At 65.9% G+C, this 19,182-nt stretch carries 16 protein-coding genes; 13 read left to right on the top strand and 3 right to left on the bottom strand.

Features of this window, described 5'->3' with window-relative positions:
• The coding region (gene atpD, locus ACO1P8_RS19145) for a F0F1 ATP synthase subunit beta (RefSeq protein WP_486297475.1) at nt 1–1,100 on the top strand (1,100 nt) is incomplete at its 5' end.
• A 9-nt stretch (nt 1,101–1,109) separates the two neighbouring features.
• Entirely contained in the window at nt 1,110–1,538 is a 429-nt protein-coding gene (locus tag ACO1P8_RS19140; protein WP_094844044.1) for a F0F1 ATP synthase subunit epsilon, read from the top strand.
• Nucleotides 1,539–1,916: 378 nt separating this feature from the next.
• Here the strand turns inward: ACO1P8_RS19140 and ACO1P8_RS19135 are convergent, their stop codons facing one another.
• Nucleotides 1,917–2,396 carry a carboxymuconolactone decarboxylase family protein gene (locus ACO1P8_RS19135; RefSeq protein ID WP_486297474.1) on the bottom strand — a complete coding sequence of 160 codons (480 nt, stop codon included), beginning with the start codon at nt 2,394–2,396 and terminating at the stop codon, nt 1,917–1,919.
• Between the two features lie 239 nt (nt 2,397–2,635).
• On the opposite strand from ACO1P8_RS19135, the gene ACO1P8_RS19130 reads away from it, so the two are divergent.
• The 11 genes from ACO1P8_RS19130 (at nt 2,636) to ACO1P8_RS19080 (ending at nt 17,521) form a co-directional block, all read left to right on the top strand.
• Nucleotides 2,636–3,805 carry a PepSY-associated TM helix domain-containing protein gene (locus tag ACO1P8_RS19130; RefSeq protein ID WP_486297473.1) on the top strand — a complete coding sequence of 390 codons (1,170 nt, stop codon included), beginning with the start codon at nt 2,636–2,638 and terminating at the stop codon, nt 3,803–3,805.
• A 113-nt stretch (nt 3,806–3,918) separates the two neighbouring features.
• The gene (locus tag ACO1P8_RS19125; protein ID WP_486297472.1) at nt 3,919–4,932 is read left to right on the top strand and encodes a helix-turn-helix domain-containing protein; all 1,014 of its coding nucleotides are present in this window, start codon (nt 3,919–3,921) and stop codon (nt 4,930–4,932) included.
• A 49-nt stretch (nt 4,933–4,981) separates the two neighbouring features.
• Entirely contained in the window at nt 4,982–6,064 is a 1,083-nt protein-coding gene (gene hemE, locus ACO1P8_RS19120; protein ID WP_486297471.1) for a uroporphyrinogen decarboxylase, read from the top strand.
• Between the two features lie 349 nt (nt 6,065–6,413).
• Complete coding sequence (locus ACO1P8_RS19115; protein WP_486297470.1) at nt 6,414–8,564, top strand: primosomal protein N'; 2,151 nt, start codon at nt 6,414–6,416, stop codon at nt 8,562–8,564.
• Nucleotides 8,565–8,570: 6 nt separating this feature from the next.
• Nucleotides 8,571–10,637, top strand: coding sequence for a UvrD-helicase domain-containing protein (locus tag ACO1P8_RS19110; RefSeq protein WP_094844039.1), 2,067 nt, complete (start codon nt 8,571–8,573; stop codon nt 10,635–10,637).
• A gap of 432 nt (nt 10,638–11,069) precedes the next feature.
• Complete coding sequence (locus ACO1P8_RS19105; RefSeq protein ID WP_486297469.1) at nt 11,070–12,275, top strand: hypothetical protein; 1,206 nt, start codon at nt 11,070–11,072, stop codon at nt 12,273–12,275.
• A gap of 285 nt (nt 12,276–12,560) precedes the next feature.
• The gene (locus ACO1P8_RS19100) at nt 12,561–13,334 is read left to right on the top strand and encodes an ABC transporter ATP-binding protein (RefSeq protein WP_486297468.1); all 774 of its coding nucleotides are present in this window, start codon (nt 12,561–12,563) and stop codon (nt 13,332–13,334) included.
• Nucleotides 13,335–13,344: 10 nt separating this feature from the next.
• Nucleotides 13,345–14,337 (top strand): ABC transporter substrate-binding protein, encoded by a 993-nt coding sequence (locus tag ACO1P8_RS19095; RefSeq protein WP_486297467.1) that lies wholly within the window; start codon nt 13,345–13,347, stop codon nt 14,335–14,337.
• A 10-nt stretch (nt 14,338–14,347) separates the two neighbouring features.
• Nucleotides 14,348–15,139, top strand: coding sequence for an ABC transporter permease (locus ACO1P8_RS19090; protein WP_486297466.1), 792 nt, complete (start codon nt 14,348–14,350; stop codon nt 15,137–15,139).
• Nucleotides 15,129–15,911, top strand: a complete 783-nt coding sequence (locus ACO1P8_RS19085; protein ID WP_486297465.1) for an ABC transporter permease — start codon at nt 15,129–15,131, stop codon at nt 15,909–15,911. Before ACO1P8_RS19090 ends, ACO1P8_RS19085 begins: the two co-directional genes overlap by 11 nt.
• 98 nt (nt 15,912–16,009) lie before the next feature.
• A complete protein-coding gene (locus ACO1P8_RS19080) occupies nt 16,010–17,521 on the top strand; it encodes a carboxylesterase/lipase family protein (RefSeq protein WP_486297464.1) in 1,512 nt (503 codons plus the stop codon).
• Between the two features lie 101 nt (nt 17,522–17,622).
• Here ACO1P8_RS19080 and ACO1P8_RS19075 read toward each other — a convergent pair whose 3' ends face one another.
• Nucleotides 17,623–17,967, bottom strand: a complete 345-nt coding sequence (locus tag ACO1P8_RS19075; protein ID WP_486297463.1) for a RidA family protein — start codon at nt 17,965–17,967, stop codon at nt 17,623–17,625.
• A gap of 49 nt (nt 17,968–18,016) precedes the next feature.
• Nucleotides 18,017–19,165 (bottom strand): M20 family metallopeptidase, encoded by a 1,149-nt coding sequence (locus ACO1P8_RS19070; RefSeq protein ID WP_486297462.1) that lies wholly within the window; start codon nt 19,163–19,165, stop codon nt 18,017–18,019.
• Nucleotides 19,166–19,182: the final 17 nt, after the last annotated feature.

Below are 19,182 nucleotides of genomic sequence, written 5' to 3'. Positions count from 1 at the left end.
TCGACGAAGTCGGCCCGATCAACGCCGAGGACCATTGGGTCATCCACCGCGAGGCGCCCTCGTACGACGAGCAGGCCCTCGCCAACGAGCTGCTGGAAACCGGCATCAAGGTTATTGACCTGGTCTGCCCGTTCGCCAAGGGCGGCAAGGTCGGCCTGTTCGGCGGCGCCGGCGTGGGCAAGACCGTCAACATGATGGAACTGATCAACAACATCGCCAAGCAGCACAGCGGCCTGTCGGTGTTCGCCGGCGTGGGCGAGCGTACCCGCGAAGGCAACGACTTCTACCATGAAATGGAAGAGTCGAACGTGCTGGACAAGGTCGCGATGGTGTTCGGCCAGATGAACGAACCCCCGGGCAACCGTCTGCGCGTGGCGCTGACCGGCCTGACCATGGCCGAGAAGTTCCGCGACGAAGGCCGCGACATCCTGTTCTTCGTCGACAACATCTACCGCTATACGCTCGCCGGTACCGAAGTCTCGGCTCTGCTGGGCCGTATGCCGTCCGCGGTGGGTTACCAGCCGACGCTGGCCGAGGAAATGGGCAAGCTGCAGGAGCGCATCACCTCGACGAAGACCGGCTCGATCACCTCCATCCAGGCCGTCTACGTGCCCGCGGATGACTTGACCGATCCGTCGCCTGCCACGACCTTCCAGCACTTGGACTCCACCGTGGTGCTGTCGCGTGACATCGCTGCGCTGGGTATCTATCCCGCCGTCGACCCGCTGGATTCCACCAGCCGCCAGCTGGATCCCCAGGTGGTGGGCGAAGAGCACTACGCCGTTGCCCGTGGCGTGCAGCAGACGCTGCAGCGCTACAAGGAACTGCGCGACATCATCGCGATTCTGGGCATGGACGAACTGTCGCCCGAAGACAAGCTGGCCGTGGCCCGGGCCCGGAAGATCCAGCGTTTCCTGTCGCAGCCGTTCCACGTGGCCGAAGTGTTCACGGGTTCGCCGGGCAAGTACGTGCCGCTGGCCGAAACCATCCGTGGCTTCAAGATGATCGTGGACGGCGAGTGCGACACCCTGCCGGAGCAGGCCTTCTATATGGTCGGCACCATTGACGAGGCCTTCGAGAAGGCCAAGAAACTGCAATAAGGATTCGGTATGGCTACCCTGCATGTCGACGTGGTCAGCGCGGAAGCCGCGATCTTCACCGGTGAGGCGAAGTTCGTGGTCCTGCCTGGCGAAGCGGGCGAACTGGGCATCCTGCCCGGCCACACCCCGCTGATCTCGCGAATCCGCCCGGGTACGTTGAAGATCGTCCGCGAGGACAATAGCGAAGAGAACGTCTTTGTCGCCGGCGGGATTCTGGAAGTCCAGCCGGGCAGCGTGACGGTACTGGCCGATACGGCCATCCGCGCTTCCGACCTGGACGAAGCCAAGGCCGAGGCCGCGCGCCAGAAGGCGGAAGAAGCCTTGCGCAATGCCAAGGACAAGGCGGATATCGCCGTGGTGGAAGCCGAGCTGGCCATGCTGGCGGCGCAGGCTGCCGCCGCGCGTCGCCTGCGGGCAAGCTCGGGCCGCCGCAACTGAGTCCACATGCCGTTTCTCGCAGCCCGCGCAACCGCGCGGACAGCGGGCCAGCGGCACGGGTGACAGCACGGCGGTATGGGCGGAATGCCCGCTCGATGGCCCTCTGCCGGATGCGGGTACGTTCCTTCGTAAAAAAGCCAGGCTTTTGAACTGACCCCCGAAAGTTGGATCTCGTCCAACCTTCGGGGGTCAGTTCATTTTGCCCGGCTTTTTCTATTTCTCGCGTGGGGGCGTCCCACCTTGACGGGTCGCCGCTTGAAAGGGCGTTCAACCTGGCGGGCAGCGCTTGAAAGCGCGTCCACCCTGGCGGCTTGCGGCTTCAGAAGGAGCCCCCCAGGCGGACGCCCGGCGCGTGGTCCCGGGCGGTCGTCGGCCGGCTTACTTCAGGCCGGCCTTGCCCAGGCCGAACATCTCGTCCGCCGAGCCGGGAACCGGCCGGAATGCCACGCTCAGGCGATTCCAGCCATTGATGCCGACGATCAGGAATGTCAGGTCGGAGACCTCCTCTTCGCTGAAATGCTCGCACACGCTTTCGTATGCCTCGTCAGGCACGCCGTGGGCAGGCAGATGCGTGACGATTTCGGTCCAGGCCAGGGCCGCCTTTTCGCGTTCGTTGAATTGCGGCGATTCCCACCAGATGGCCACGTGGTGCAGGCGCAGCTCGCGTTCGCCGTGGATCTTCCCTTCCTTGACGTGCATGTCCACGCAGAAGGCGCAGCCGTTCAGTTGCGAGGCGCGCAGCGTGACCAGGTGCCCGAGTTCCGCGATGACGGGGCGGTTCTTCAGGGACTGGCTGAAATCGATGTACTTCTTGGCGGTTTCGGCGCTGGCTTTGTAGTAGTTCAGGCGTTGGCTCATGGCACTTCCTTGGCGCAGGGTGGATCGGCGAGGAACTGCCGTCGATGCGCGGGCGGGGTGACGTCCGGGATCGGCGGGGTACTGCCGGGTTGACGCCATGATGGTCCAGTAAAAAACCTCTGTGAAGCACCAAGAATATGCACCGGCGCTGGACCATCCCGCGCAAGGCTTCAAATGACTACAATAGTGAGATAGATTCTTATTATTAACATCGTGGGCGTGGCCTGGAGCTCGGCAGCATGGGGAAACTGTCCCTCAAGACCTGGTTTGAAATACACAAGTGGAGCAGCCTGGTGTGCACGGTGTTCCTGCTGCTGCTGTGCGTGACAGGGTTACCGCTGATTTTCTCGCACGAGATCGATCATTGGCTGGACGATGCCAAGCCGTATGCCGAGGTCGCGTCCGGGACACCGCGCGCGAGCCTGGACGCCATGGTGGCGGAAAGCAAACGGCTGTATCCGGACGACGCCATCGAATTCGTCTTCATCGATGACGACGATCCCCAAGTGGTGATCGGGCTGAACCCGGAACTGGGAAACCAGGATCGCGCGCACCGCTTGCGCTTCGACGCGCATACGGGCGAGCTGCTGAAGCGATTCCCGCCCGCCGAACAGGAGGGCCACGGCTTCATGGAGATCATGCTGCACCTGCATGTCGATATGTTCGCCGGGCTGGCCGGCGAACTCTTCCTGGGCTTCATGGGGCTGCTGTTCTGCGTTGCCGTGGTTTCCGGCGTGGTGCTGTACGGACCCTACATGAAGAAGATCCCGTTCGGCAGCGTGCGGGCCGAGCGTTCGGCCCGCATCAAATGGCTGGACCTGCACAACCTGCTGGGTGTCGCCACGTTGGCGTGGGCGTTCGTGGTGGGGTTCACGGGTGTCATCAATGAGTTGTCGACGCCGATGTTCAAGTACTGGCAGGGCACGGCGATGCAGACGCTGCTGGCGCCGTACCAGGGTAAATCCACACCGCAATCCACGGAACTCAGCTCCGTCGATGCCGCCTACGCCGCGGCCCAGAAGGCACAGCCGGGGATGAAGGTCAATGTGGTGACGTTTCCGGGCAATCCCTTCGGCAGTCCGTATCACTATTTCGTCTGGCTCAACGGCGATACCGCGTTGACTTCCCGCCTGTTCAGCCCCGTCCTGGTGGACGCGCGCACCGGCGCCGTGGACACGCAGCTGGAGATGCCGTGGTACCTGCGGGCGCTGGAGGTGTCGAGGCCGCTGCACTTCGGCGATTATGCCGGCATGCCGCTCAAGATCATTTGGGCGGTGCTGGATGTGATCACGATCATCGTGCTCGCCACTGGGGTGTACCTGTGGATCGCCCGGCGCAGGTCCGCAGCCGCCCGTATCGCGGAACTGGAAGCCCGGCACAAGGCATGGGCCCGGGAGGCCAAGGCCTGAGTCGGTTCCTGCGTGCTTTCCCCTACGTACAAGCCGCAGTGTGGACTTTGCGAATTGCCGGACACGGCACCGCTATCTAGGCTTGCTGCTTCGACCAATACGGAGGAGTAGCGATGCGCGAGACGCTAGATTGCGGCGTACTCATGGTGCCGGAACATACCGGCTGGATAAACGAGTGGATGGAGCGGCATGCGGCGCATATGGCGCGCGTGCGGCTGCACGCGGTGACGCTGGATAACGGCGCGCTGCTGGTCGCCGCCGGCGGCGTGGCCGCCGCGTACTCGGGGACGCAGGCGGCCACGCACTCGCTTGCCCGCCTGGCGATGTCCCTGCGTCGCTTCGACGCCTGCCTGTTGCCGGTAGCTCCCGACACGCTGGGCTGGACCCGGACGGCGCTGTCCTGCGCGCGCGGCGGCCTGCGCACGCCGCTGATCGGGCTGGCCCGGGGGCTGAAGGCGGCGGCGGTAGAGGACCTGCTGGCCCTCGGCATGTGCGATTTCGTGCGCGACCCCTTATGCCCGGAAGAGCTGCGGGTCCGTGTCGACCGGGTGGCGAGCGGCCGCCGGCCGCTCGCCGGACCGTCCCCGGCAGACGCGGCTGTCGAGGACACCGCCGACGCCGCCCCGCGCGACACGTTTGCCGCGATCTACGATGCCCGGACGGACGCCGCGGATCCCGATCACGGCGCTGCCCCGGCACCGGCCTCGGGTTCGGCTATGCGTTCCTGCAAAACCCTGCGCGAAGCGGGCGTGCGCTATGCCGGCCATGATGCCGGCCCCGCCGCCTGGGCCATCGCCTCCGCCCCCATGGCCGGCAGAATGGCATCGCTGCAAAGCGAAGGCCGGCCGCGCTTGCCCCGCGAGGCCATCGACAGCAGTCTGCTGGCTATCCAGGCCGCGCCGCGCGTTCATCCCGACGAGCCGTTCCGCATCGCCAAGTCGCGCGTCGTCGACAGCTTCGAACGCGATTATGTGCGCACTGCATTGTCGCGCCACGCCGGCAATGTCGCGCGTGCCGCCCGCGCTTCCGCCAAGCATCGCCGTGCCTTCTGGGCGCTGATGCGCAAGCACCATATCGATGCCGCGCCGTACCGCCCGCGCCAGTCGTGCAAGGACCCGGCGGCTTGACGGCGTCCCGCCGGGTAAAATCCAGGCCGTGGATCTTTCAAGGAAAATCGTGTCAGCCGTCGCCTTGCAAAACGATGTATTCCTGCGCGCCCTGTTGCGCGAGCCCGTGCCTTACACACCTGTCTGGCTCATGCGGCAAGCAGGGCGGTATCTGCCCGAATACAACGCCACACGATCGCGCGCCGGTTCTTTCCTGGGCCTGGCGCAGAATCCGGAATACGCCACCGAAGTCACGCTGCAGCCGCTGGCGCGGTTTCCGCTCGATGCGGCCATCCTGTTTTCCGACATCCTGACGGTGCCGCATGCCATGGGCCTGGGCCTGGATTTCCGTGCCGGAGAAGGGCCGTACTTCGAGCGTCCGGTGCGTACCGAGGCGGAGGTGCAGGCCCTGGCCGTGCCGGACCTGGACCGCCTGCGCTATGTCTTCGACGCCGTCAGCCTGATCCGCCGCGAGCTCGACGGGCGTGTGCCGCTGATCGGCTTTGCCGGAAGCCCCTGGACCATCGCCTGTTACATGGTCGAAGGCAAGGGCAGCGATGACTATCGGCTCATCAAGGGCATGGCCTACGGCCGTCCCGACCTGATGCATCGGATCCTGCGCGTGAACGCACAGGCGACCATCGAATACCTGAATGCGCAGATCGCCGCTGGGGCCCAGGCCGTGATGGTGTTCGACAGCTGGGGCGGGGTGCTGGCCGATGGCCTGTTCCAGGAATACTCGCTCGCCTATACGCGTCAGGTCGTCGCCGGCCTGACGCGGGAACAGGGCGGGCGGCCGGTCCCGGCGATCGTCTTCACCAAGGGGGGCGGCATGTGGCTGGAGCAAATCGCAGCCTGTGGGGCGGACGCGGTGGGCGTGGACTGGACGGTAAACCTGGCCCAGGCCCGCCGGCGCGTGGCCGACGCGGTGGCGCTGCAGGGCAATCTGGACCCTATGGCATTATTCGGCGGCGCCGCGGTGGTGCGCGCGCAAGCCAGGCGAGTGATCGACGATTTTGGCCAGGTCGGGAAGGGCGGACATGTGTTCAATCTGGGACATGGGATATCGCAATTTACTCCGCCGGATGCCGTAGCCGAGCTGGTGGATGAGGTCCATACCTACAGCCGCGCATTCCACGGTGCTCTGCCATGAAGTAAGTGATTGCTTTGGTGTGGAAAACGGCGATCCGCGCCTGATTTTCCCGACTTGTGCACAGCAGCGAATATTGGCCCTTGACAGCGCATCGCAGTCTGTGCCTTTTGAAGGCCGAATGTAAGTGCATGATTTATCGAGGGAAACCTCTTGGGAGATTTCCTTTCCCACTTTGACGCTGTTGTGGTACATGCACCTCTATTCAAAAAGCCAGGGCTTTTCCCCAAAGTTATCCACAGCGGCGTTCCGGCCACATTTTCTATCGCAGGCAGTACAGGCGCTTAGCGGGAACTTCGAGAATTCACTTTAAATAGAATGATGCGGGAACCCATGCTTTTGGCTTATGGCAATGATTGAGGCCGCCGCGCAGGATTGCCCCCGCGCGGCGCCAGGGCAAGTCGTCGCCTGGGTGAGGGTGGCACTGGACGTACCGCTGCAGGGACCGTTCGACTACAGCCATGCCAGCCTGCTCGCGCCGGGGGTAAGGGTGATCGTCCCGTTCGGCCGCCGCCGCCTGGTAGGTATTGTTACGGAGACGCTGGAAACGCCCTCCATCGACCCCGTCCATATCAAGCCTATAGAGCGCGTCCTGGACGACCTTCCTGCCTTCACGCCGGACTGGATGCGTCTGGCCCGCTTCGCGGCCGCCTACTACCACCGGCCCCTTGGCGAGGTCATGCTGCCGGCCCTGCCGCCCCCCCTGCGCAAACCGTCCGCCTACGAAGGCAAGCGTTCCGGGGCGGGGCCGGTTGCGCGGCTGGATGCCAGGCAAGCGAAGCGCCGCGGGCCGGCTCGCGCGCCCGCGGCTACCGGCGACGAGGCGGCGGCCGAGACCGGCGTCGCGCCGGTGGAACCGGTCCTGAACGCGGAGCAGGAAACCGCCGTGCAAGCCATCCGCGACTTGCGCGGTTTCAAACCGGTCCTGCTGCATGGGGTCACCGGTAGCGGGAAGACCGAGGTCTACCTGAGGGCAGCGCGGGATGTCCTGGCGCAGGGCAGGCAGGTGCTGCTGATGGTGCCGGAAATCAACCTGACGCCGCAGTTGCAGGCCGTGCTCGGCAGCCGCCTGGAAGCCGTGGCGGGTCCGGACTGCCTGGCCGTGCTGCACAGCGGCCTTTCCGATGGCGAACGCCTGCAGGCGTGGGTGCGCGCCCAGCGCGGCGAGGCGCGGGTACTGCTGGGAACCCGCATGTCGATCTTCGCGCCCTTGCCGGAACTGGGCCTGATCGTCGTCGATGAAGAACATGACGCGTCCTACAAGCAGCAGGACGGCTTGCGCTATTCGGCGCGCGACCTCGCCATATGGCGCGCGCGGGACCGCGATATCCCCGTGCTGCTGGGTTCGGCGACGCCATCCCTGGAAACCTGGCAGCAGGCCGAGCGCGGCCGCTACCTGCGCCTGACGCTGCCGGCACGCGCCAAGGCCAGCCAGTTGCCGGCCGTGCGGCTCGTGGATACGCGGCGCCTGCCCATGAAGCAAGGCATGTCGCCGCAATTGGTCGATGCGATCGGCAAGCGGCTGGAGCGCGGCGAACAGTCCCTGGTGTTCCTGAACCGCCGCGGCTACGCGCCGGTGCTGCATTGCGCCTCCTGCGCCTGGGTCAGCCAGTGCCCCCGCTGCACCGCCTTCACGGTACTGCACCGGGGGGCGGGGCCGGGAGGGCACGTCCTGCAATGCCATCACTGCGGCTATCAGGCGCGTGTGCCGCGCGCCTGTCCCGAGTGCGGCGACCAGGATCTGCAGCCCATGGGGCGCGGTACCCAGCGGGTGGAGGAACACCTCGCCGATCTGTTTCCGCAAGCCCGCATCCTGCGCATCGACGCCGACAGTACGCGCCGCAAAGGAAGCGCGCAGGCGCTCTTCGCCAGCGTGCATGCCGGCGCGGTGGATATCCTGGTGGGCACACAGATGGTGGCCAAGGGACATGACTTCGCCCGCCTGGGCCTGGTCGGCGTACTCAACGCGGACGCCATGCTGTTCGCGCATGACTTTCGCGCGCCGGAGCGGCTGTTCGCCCAACTGATGCAGGTTGCCGGCCGCGCCGGCCGGCATACGGAAGGCGGCGAGGTGCTGATACAGACCGGCTACCCCGAACAGCCCGTCTACCAGGCGCTGGTGCGTCACGATTACGCCGGCTTTGCCGGGCCCGCACTGGCGGAACGCGAAAGCACGGGGCTGCCGCCGTTCGCCCATCAGGCACTGTTGACGGCGGAAGCGCGCGAACTGGCCCAGGCGCTGGCATTCCTGCAGGAGGCCCGCGATCTTCCGGATGCGGGAATGGCCGATCGCTTTCCGACGGCGGCCGCCGTAACGCGCTACGATCCTGTTCCCCTGCGGGTGGTGCGGGTGGCCAATATGGAACGGGCGCAGTTGCTGGTCGAAAGCGCCAGCCGTCCCGCCCTGCAGGCTTTCCTCGGCACGTGGTCCGCGATGCTGCACGATCTGCCCGCCGCGTCCCGCGTGCGCTGGCAGCTAGAGGTCGATCCCCTGGAAATCTGACGCCCCATGTCCGAGTCCCTACCCGCCGGCTTGAACCCCGCGCAACGCGAAGCGATCCTGTATCTGGGCGGCCCCTGCCTGGTACTGGCTGGCGCCGGCAGCGGCAAGACGCGGGTCATTACGCAGAAAATCGCCTACCTGCTGCGCGAATGCGGCTACATGGGCCGCAATATCGTGGCGCTGACGTTCACCAACAAGGCAGCGCGCGAAATGGACGAGCGCGTCAAGACCCTGGTGGACCGCAAGCTCGCCAAGGGCCTGACCATCAGCACCTTCCATGCGCTGGGTGTGCGCTTCCTGCGCGAGGAAGCGCGCAATGCCGGCCTGAAGCCGCAGTTCTCCATCCTGGACGCGGACGACGCCATGGGCATCATCCAGGAGCTGCTCGCGACGACGGATCGCGGCTGGCTGCGTACCGTGCAGACGACGATTTCGCTGTGGAAGAATGCCCTGCTGGACCCGGACGCCGCGGCGGCGCAGGCCACGACCAAGGCCGATGTGGAAGCCGCGCGCGTGTATCGCAGCTATGCCGCCACCCTGGCCGCCTACCAGGCGGTGGACTTCGACGACCTGATCCGCATTCCAGCCCTGCTGCTCGAAGGGAACGAAGAAGTCCGCACCCGCTGGCAGAACCGCGTGCGCTATCTGCTGGTGGATGAATACCAGGACACCAACGTGTGCCAGTACCGCCTGGTCCAGCTGCTGAGCGGCGACCGCGCCATGTTCACCGCGGTGGGGGACGATGACCAGGCGATCTACGCGTGGCGCGGCGCCACCATCGAAAACCTGGCCAAGCTGACGACCGACTACCCCAATCTGAAGCTGATCAAGCTGGAGCAGAACTACCGGTCGGTGCAGCGCATCCTGGCCGCCGCCAACAAGGTGATCGAAAAGAATCCCAAGCTGTTCGAGAAAAAGCTGTGGTCCGACCTGGGGGTGGGCGAGCCCATCGTCATTACGCCGATGGATAGCGAAGAAGCCGAAGCGGAGGCGATCGCGATGCGGATCTCCGCCGCCCGCTTCGAACGGCAGGGGCAGTGGAAAGACTATGCCATCCTGTACCGCAGCAACCACCAGTCGCGGATCCTTGAGCAGGCGCTGCGCAATCTGAAGATACCGTACACGATTTCCGGCGGCCAGAGCTTCTTCGACAAGGCCGAAGTGCGCGATGTGCTGGCCTATCTGCGGCTGATCGCCAACGACGAGGACGATCCCGCCTTCATCCGCGCGGCCACCACCCCCAAGCGCGGCATCGGGCAGGGCACCTTGCAAACGCTGGGGCAGTACGCCGCGGAACGCCAGCTTTCCCTGTTCGCCGCCGTGTTCGAGCAGGGCGTGGATGCGTTGCTGCAGCAACGCCAGCTGGAATCCCTGCGTACCTTCGCGGAATTTGTCCGGCGCATGCAATGGCGGGCCGGACGCGGCGCTCCGGACGGCAGCAAGCCGGCATCGGCCGAGCCCGCGGGCGTGCTGCTGGATGACCTGCTGGGCGCCATCCAGTATGAACGCTATCTTTACGATATGTTCGACGAGAAGCCGGCGCAGACACGCTGGCAGAACGTCCTGGAACTGACCGGCTGGCTCAAGCGCAAGGCCGACGAAGACGGCATGACCTTGTTCGAGCTGGTGCAGCACGTCGCGCTCGTTACCATGCTGGAACGTGGCGAGGAAGAGGAACCCGACGCGGTCAAGCTCTCGACGCTGCATGCGTCCAAGGGGCTGGAGTATCCCCACGTCTATATGGCGGGGGTGGAAGAGGGGCTGCTGCCCCACCTGGGCAAGGACGACGAAGAAGGCGATCCCGCGCGCGCCGCCGAATCCCTGGCGAGCCGCATCGAAGAAGAGCGCCGCCTGATGTACGTGGGCATTACGCGCGCGCAGCGCAGCCTGAACCTTAGCTGGTGCAAGAAGCGGCGGCGCGCGCGCGAAGACCTGGTGCGCGAGCCTTCCCGTTTCATCGAGGAAATGGGCCTGGGCGACGCGCGCTTTCCCGAAGACGAAGCGACGCGCGCCCTGAGTCCCAAAGAACGCCTCGGCATGCTGAAGGCGCTGCTTAACAAAGGCCCGGCATAAAGCAAAGGCCCGGCGGCTGCGGACATCGGCGGGAACGGACCGGTGGGTGGCTGCCGGCGGCGGCTTCCTCGAGATACGCGCCGGGGCGGCGTCGATTCGCCGCTTGGAGTGCATTGAATCCTACATGGCGACACAATCTTCGCCTCATTCAAACATCCGATTGCCAGCCCTTCGTGAACGGTTCCTACATCTCGATGGGACGCTTATGACAGGTCGTTCGGCAATCCGCCCGAATGGCGTCTTCGCCACTGTGTTCGCCGTGACGCGTTCAGGATTTTCTCGTTAGGACACGCGAGAAAACTCCCTATCCTGCCGCGACTCGAGTGCCGGAATACACATCAGCGGCGGTGGAGATGGCGCGATGCCGCGCATCGCTCACCAGGCCCCGCGGGTGGACGGCATTCTTCAATGAACGAATGCAGTGGGGTTCAAATGACAGTATTCACCGTCTTCAATCACGGGACATGCGCAAGCCGCGATGATCAAGGGGAAATCGTTGCGGAGTTCGGTCGCCTGGCCGCGGGCAGGGAATATCGCGATTTCCTGATATGCGATGGTCCGGGCAGCAGTCCGACCAGCAGCGTGACGCCGGGCCAGTTCAATCCTTTCACGCGCGACAAGCAGTCGAAGTCCGCCCTGGGCAACAAGGAACTTGGCAATACCCATATCAACTGGACCTTGACGGGGATGGCGACGGGCGCCGGCTGGGACGACAACGTCATACATGCCATCGCCACGATCGCCGAACTGGATCGGCTCCCTCACGTCATCAATATGCTGGGCTGGAGCCGGGGCGCGGTGACGTGCACGAAGCTGGCGTACAAGCTGAACGAGTTCTTTCCCCAGGTCGGCGTCAATATCTTCGCCGTCGACCCGGTGGCGGGTCTCGGGCACAAAAGCGATATCGACACCAGCGTGATCCCGCGCAACGTCAGGAATTACTGCGCCGTCCTCTCCATGCACGAGACGCGCGGGTTCTTCAAGCCCCAGGACGCGCAACGCGTCAAGTTCATGAGTCCGGCCACCAATGCCATTTTCATACCGTTCCCCGGCAATCATGGCGGCCAGGTCAACCTCGATAAGAACGTGAAGCGAAACCTCGGCGAGGCGGCGCAAATGACGTGGTTTCTTGCCTGGAAGTTCCTGCAGAAGTTCGGGTCCCGGTTCACCGCGGCGCCTTCGCCATGCTACGACGGCCTGGAGCAATGCAACCTGTATGCCCGGATGAAGCTCAAGATGCCGGAATACAGGGAAACCAGCCCCGGCGCCGGCGAAGCCTTGCTCATGGGCGGCGCGTCTACGCGCGACTTCCTGGCCAAGAACATCGATCGCTACGTGGAGCATGCGAAGTTCTTTATCAACGAGCATCATCGCCGCATATTCCAGCGCACGCTACCGTATCTGTACAGCTGGGTCTTCGACGGCCGCGAAACCGATCGCATCGCCGTGATGCAGGACTTCAAGAAGACGGAGTTCTATTCCGCGCTGAACCGGACTTTGCTGGATATCGGTTTCCGGCCGGCGAAGTCGGTGGCTTCGTCGGCGACGCTTCCGCCCGGTGGCGTCGGCAGGCAGCCCATACAGATCGACCGCAGCCAGATCAGGGCCGACATGTCCAGGATGGGTTTCTACGCCTGAGGCGATCTCGTGGCCAGGAGCCGCGGGGGGGACGCGCGGGCACGCCTTGGCGGCGCGCGGGAACGTGCGGTGCGCGCGGCCGACCGAGGAACGGTGCGGTCGCCGGTGGTCCGGCCCTAGGGGGAACACCATGGCAAACCGGCGTCATCCCTGGTAAGGTGCGAGGCGCGCGTTTTTGTATCCAAGCGGATACCAAGCCCTATCCATCGCCCATTCGTTTCCGTGTCCATCGACGCTTCCGCAACCCCGGCCGCCCGTGACGGGGCAGTACCTGGCCCCATCATCGTGTTCGATCGCGTCGATGTGGCGCTGGGCGGCCAGCGCATTTACGACAAGCTCAGCTTCCAGGTCAGGCGGGGCGAATTCCTCTGCATCCTGGGCCCATCGGGCTGCGGCAAATCGACTTCCCTGCGGGTGATGGGCGGGCTGCTGCCGGTCGCCGGCGGCCAGGTCAGCGTGGCCGGACGGGCTCCCGGCGAAGCCTGGCAGGAAATCGCCTTCGTGTTCCAGTCGCCCCGGCTGGTGTCGTGGCGCAATGCCGTGGACAACATCCTGCTGGCGTCGGAACTCCGCTTCGGCAGGGCCACCAGGCTGGAGGCCGGGCGCCGCCGCGAGCGGGCCCTGGAACTGCTGGCCATGGTGGGGCTTGCGGCCGACGCGCAAAAATACCCGTCCGCGCTGTCCGGCGGCGAGCGCCAGCGGGTGGCGATCGCCCGCGCGCTGGCGGTGGACCCGCAGATCATTTTCATGGACGAGCCGTTTTCCGCGCTCGACCCCAACACCCGCCAGCGCATGCGCGCCGAGATCGAACAGATCTGGCAGCGCACCGGCAAGACCGTGGTGTTCGTGACGCACGACATCGACGAAGCCTTGCAGTTGGCCGACCGCATCGTCCTGTTTTCCGGCAAACCGACCACCGTGCTGGAGACCCTGACGATCGATACCCCGCGGCCGCGCCGCGCGGACCATGCCGGTCTCGCGGCCCATCGCGATCATCTCGTCGGCCTGTTCCGCGCGATGGAGGCAATGCCCGTCGACGAACGGGCCGCGATGTCCTAGGAGTTTGCCCATGCATCGTCGCAGTGTTCTGAAACTGGTCGCGCTGCCCGCGCTCTATGGGATAGCGGCGCCCGTGCTGGCGCAACAGCGCCCCACCATCACCTACGCGTATCTGCTGGACCCGGCCTACGACGTCGTTACCTGGGCGATGCGCAATGGCAAGGTGCCGTCCGCCACGATCGATGTGCAGGCGCGCGCGCTGGCGATTCCGCAATTGATCCAGGCCACCTCGGCCAAACAATACGACGTCATCATGGCGGCGGTGGTCAGCCTGCCGGCCGCCGCGCAACGCGGCCTGGCGGTGAATGTCCTGGCGGCCTCCCTGCGCGCCGCCCCCGCCGGCGAAGGCGCCGGCGTATGGGTGCCGCGCGATAGCGCTCTGAAGACGCCCCAGGACCTGAAGGGCAAGACGCTGGGGTCCTACGGATTGCGCTCGACCGGCTATACGCAGATCCGCATCGCGCTGGCGAAGAAGTACGGGCTGAACATGGCGCTGGAGGGCGGCGATGTCAACCAGGTGGAAATCCAGGCGCCCAATCTGCCGGGCGCGCTGGCCTCGGGCAAGCTCGACGCCGCGACGCTGATACATAGCCAGGCCTACCGCGCGCTGAAGTCGGGCGAATACCGGCTGATCGCGGAAACGGCGCGCGACAACAACGAGATCTTCAAGACGCGCTTCGTCAGCGCCGTCAACATCGCTTATCCGGAGCGCCTGTCCAAGCAGCCGGACGCCTACGTCGAATTCTGCCGCGTTTTCCGCGAGTCCCTGAAATACGCCATGGCGAACAAGGCGGAAGTCTTCGGCGCGGTGGGCAAGGAAAGCGGCCTGGAGCCGGATTTCTTCGAGTGGTGGTTCAGCAAGAATTCCGAAGTGCCCGGCTACTTCAGCGAGGAACATGCCGAGGCGATCATGCTGTTCTACCAGCAGGCGCGCGACCTCGGCGTGCTGAAGTCCTATCCGGACATCCGCACGCTGGTGTGGGACAAGGCCCCGCGCGCCTGAGGCCGGCTTCATGTCATCCAGTATCAGCGCGCGCGGCCCCGCGCCGGCACGCATGCCGCGGCGGTCCTGGGCGCCGCATCTCTTTACCCTGGCCTTCCTGGCGGCGTGGGAAGGCGCGTCGTGGCTGCTGCCGCCGTTCCTGCTGCCGGGGCCGGGAGAAGTGGCGCGGGGGCTGTACCGCTTCCTGCTCAATCCGCATCAGTTGTGGCACCTGGCGGTGTCCATCGGCCACGTGCTGGGCGCGATCGCGCTGTCCTTCGTCATCGGTGCCCTGCTGGCCCTGCTGCCGTACTACTTTCCGGTCTGGCGCTTCGCGGTCCAGCACCGGCTCGCGCCCCTGTTGAACGCCTTTCCCGGCGTGGGCTGGACCTTGCTGGCGGTGATGTGGTTCGGCATCAACTCCGGCGCGGTGATCTTCGCCATCAGCGCCGTATTGACGCCGTTCGCGCTGGTGAACCTGTGGGCGGGGCTGCGCAGCATGGACGACGAACTGCTGGAGATGTCGCGCAGCTATACCCGCTCGCGCTGGCGCCAGTTCCGCCATGTGGTCGTGCCGCTGCTCTATCCGTTTGTGTTCGCCACGCTGCGCATCATGTTCGGCGTGGCCTGGAAGGTGACCCTGACGGCCGAGCTTTTCGGCGGCAATTCCGGCCTGGGCTACCTGATCAACATGGCGCGCCAGGATTTCGATACCACTACGATTTTCGTGTCCATCGTGCTGATCGTGCTGTTCGTCTACGGCACCGATCGCTTCGTCTTCTCACCCCTGCAGCAGCGGCTGTCACGGCAATATGCGCAATAGCTCCGCACCCGTGCGCGGCGCCGAGGCGCCCGGTTGGAAAGCCCGCCTGCTGGGCGAAGGCCTGGTCGTGGCACTGCTTGCCGGATGGTGGCTGACGGCGCGCGGCCTGCCGGAGTTCGTGCTGCCCGGACCCTTGGCCGTCGGGCGGCGCTTGCTCGATCTGTTCATCGATCCGGCGTTCCTGGGCCACACCGCCATTTCGACGCTGCGCGTGGTCGTTTCGGTGCTTCTGGCCGGGCTCATCGGCAGCGCGCTGGCCTTTTTGTCGCAGGCCGTGCCGGCGTGCGAAGCGATCGTGCAGGAACGGATCAAGCCCGTACTGAATTCCTTTCCTTCCATCGGGTGGGCGATCCTGGCGGCCATCTGGTTCGATGCCGGGGACTTCAGCGTCATCTTCGTGGAAGTGGCCATCCTGATCCCGTTCTGCCTGGTCAACGTGACGGAGGGCCTGCGGGCGATCGACCGCGAGCTGATGGAGATGGGCCGCAGTTTTACGCGCCACGCGCTGCGGGTGTGGTGGCGCATCACCTTGCCGCTGCTGGTGCCCTACCTGTTGTCCGCCATTCGCATCGCCTACGGTATCGCCTGGAAGATCGCCCTGGTGTCGGAGCTGGTAGGCGCGCCCAGCGGCCTGGGATACCTGATGCTGCGCGCCCAGACCACGGCGGACAGCGTGACTTTCCTGGCGACCTGCTTCGCCATCGTGTTGCTTTTCGTGGCGGGGGAGCGGCTGGTCATCGTGCCGCTGGAACGCCGCTTTGCCGCGCGATAAGGCGCGGGCGACCACACCATGACATTGTTGACCCCATGCCGCCGGCCGACGGAATCCAGATTCCGCAAGTCGCCCGGCCCGCGGGTCTGGAGACTTTCATGACAGATGCAAGCCTATCCATGCCCGTTGTCGCCACCCGCGCCGGCAAGCTGCGCGGCCGCATGGAAAACGGCGTCGCGGTGTTTCGCGGCATTCCCTACGCCGCGCCGCCGGTGGGCGAGCTGCGCTTCGAGCCGCCGCGCGATCATGCCGCCTGGCCGGGCGAACGCGACGCGCTGGCCGACGGCCCCATCGCGCCGCAAGGCCGCTCGCGCCTGGCGCACATCATGGGCGACTTCGAACGGCCGCAAAGCGAGGATTGCCTCACGCTGACGCTATGGACGCCGAAGGCCGATGCCGGCGCGCGACCCGTCATGGTGTGGCTGCATGGCGGCGCGTATTCCAGCGGGGCGGGATCGCTGCCGTGGTACGCGGGCGACCGTTTCGCGGCCAACGGCGACGTGGTCTTCGTGTCCGTGAATTATCGCCTGGGCGCGCTGGGCTTCCTGTATTTGCCCGGTACCAGCGAGGGCAACCTGGGCCTGCTGGACCAGATGCAGGCCCTGCGGTGGGTGCGCGACAACATCGCCGCCTTTGGCGGCGATCCCGGCAACGTGACGGTGGTCGGGCAATCCGCGGGCGGCGGCTCCATCGCGGCCATGATGACCATGCCGGATGCCAAGGGCCTGTTCCATCGCGCCATCCTGCAAAGCCCAGGCATGGGGCGCCCTTCGCGCGGTGCCGCGGAAGCCGCCGAACTGGGCGCGCGCTACGCGCATATCGTCGGCATCGAACCCGGCGACGAAGCGGCGCTGAAGCAGGTGCCGGTGGGCAAGCTGCTGTCCGCGCAGGGCGAGCTGGCGCGCAGCCTGGCGGGCTTTGCCGTGCTGTCGCTGCCGTTCTCGCCGGTGCGCGACGGCCGCGTCATCGAGGGCAACATCGTCGAACGCCTGCAGGCGGGGGCCGGTGGCGACGTGGACGTCATGGTGGGTACGACGCGCGAGGAGATGGCTGCCTTCCATTGCGTGGACCAGGCCGTCCTGAATGCCGACGAGGCCGCCGCCCGGCAGGTATTCGAGCGTATCTGCGGCCCCCGGTTCCAGGACTACTACGACGAATTCCGCCGCCTGCGCGCCGTGCCCAGCCCCGCCGCCATGCTGGGCGACCTGACCACCGACCAGGTCTTCCGCATGGGCAGCCTGAGGTTGGCGGAAGGGCAGGCGAAGGCGGGCCGTGCCGCCTATGTCTATCAGTTCGACTGGCAGTCGCCGGTACCGGGATTCAAGTCCTGCCATTGCCTGGAGATCCCGTTCGTCTTCAATAACCGCGACAACTGGCGCGACTCTCCCATGCTGGAGGGCGCGGACGAAGCGGAGTTCCAGGGGATCGCCCATGCCATGCATCGGGCATGGATCGCATTTGCGCGCGGCGGCAACCCCAATCACGCCGGCCTGCCGCACTGGGAACCGTATGGCCTGGAGCGGCGCGCCACGATGCGCTTCGATACGCTGATCGGAACGGTGAATGACCTGGCGGGGCTGTCCTATCGCTTGCCCTGGCCGTCGATCTGATTCTTTCGATCCTTGTCGCGGTACGGCCCGCCGGAAAGGGGGCTCGCGGGCCGCTTCGTTCGACGGCCAGGCGCCTGGCCGTCAGGCAGATGCCTAGGACTTCAGGAAAAACACCCCGGCACGGCGTCGAAACCGGCCGCCGCCAGCACGAAACCGTTGACCTTCAGGCAGCCGCCCACGCGATCCAGATCGCCATCGCAAGCCTGCGATAGCGCGGCGAGCAGATTCAGCATGCACAGGCGCGCCGCCGCGTAGCCGCGTTCCACATCGTCCGGCCCGTGCAGGGCGCCCGCATAGATCGCCTTGCCGTCGCGGGAACTGGTTTGGCCCGCGAGATAGACGAGGTCGCCATGGCGGCGGAAGGGAACGTAGCTGCCGGCGGGTTGCGGCAGGCGGGGAAGCTCCAGGCCGAGTTCACGCAGGCGGTCGGTAATGGGAGTCGTCATGGCTGCAAAGGATGAAGCAAGCGAATGGGTAGCGTCAGGATACGGTCAACTATTCCAGGTCCTTGAGCAGCAAATGCCAGAATTTGGCGCGCGCCGCCAGGGTGCTGACCAGGATGTGCTCGTGCAGCGTATGCGCGCCGTCGCCGTCCGCGCCCAGGCCGTCCAGGGTGGGGACGCCCATCGCGGAGGTGAAGTTGGCGTCGCTGCCGCCGCCCGTCATCGGCGCGTCGTCCAGCGTGAAGCCGGCGGCCGTGGCGAACAGCCTGGCCTTGCCCAGCAGCTGGGTGGTGGCTTCGGTCTTCACCATCGGCGGGCGATTCAGTTCGACGTCGATGTCCAGGCTGACGTCCTGGCCGACGGGCGTCAGCCCGCGCATGCGCTTGAGCGTATCTTCGGCCGCGGGCATGTCGGGCACACGGAAGTCCACCACGCAGCGGCATAGCGCGGGCACGGTGTTGGTAGCCGTGCCGCCTTCGATGGTGCCGACGCTGACGGTGACGCCGCGCGCGTAATCGGTGATGCCTTCCAGCGCCAGTATCTGGTGCGCCATTTCGCGGATGGCGCTGCGGCCTTTTTCATGGGCGACGCCGGCGTGGGCGGCGTGGCCCTTGATGCCAAGCCGCAGCATGCCGGTGCCCTTGCGGGCCGTCACGCATTTGCCGCCATTGGCGCGGGCCGGCTCGCAGACCAGGCCGTAGCGGGCATTGCGTGCGTAGGCTTCGATAAAAGGCCGCGAGGCATGGCTGCCGGTTTCCTCGTCCGGTACCAGCACCATGTCGACCGGCAGCCGGCTCGCGCCTGGCGTCGCCAGCCGGCCCATGGCCAGCAGCGCCATGTAGATGCCGGCCTTCATGTCATAGCAGCCCGGGCCGTACAGCTTGTCCCCCTCGATGCGATAGGGCGTTTCCCGCAGCGTGCCGACGGGGTGGACGGTGTCCATATGCGCCAGGATCAGGATGCCGGGCCGGGTATCGTCCGCGGCGCGATTGGAGACGACCAGCAGCGGGCCCGTCGTGTCGCCCAGCGGCTTCAGTTCCGTGCGCAGGCCGGCGGCGTGCGCCTCGGCCTGTACCAGGCCGGCCATGGCGGCGACACCCGCGGGGAAATGGGTGGGCGATTCGCATTCGATCCAGGATCGCAGCCCCGCGGCGATGTCGGCCGACGAGGGCAGGGCGGAAAGAGAAGGTTGAGCGGACATGGCGTTTCCTTGTTGTG

The sequence above is a fragment of the Bordetella sp. genome, assembly GCF_057362025.1.
This window is presented reverse-complemented; position numbering and strand designations above follow the sequence as displayed.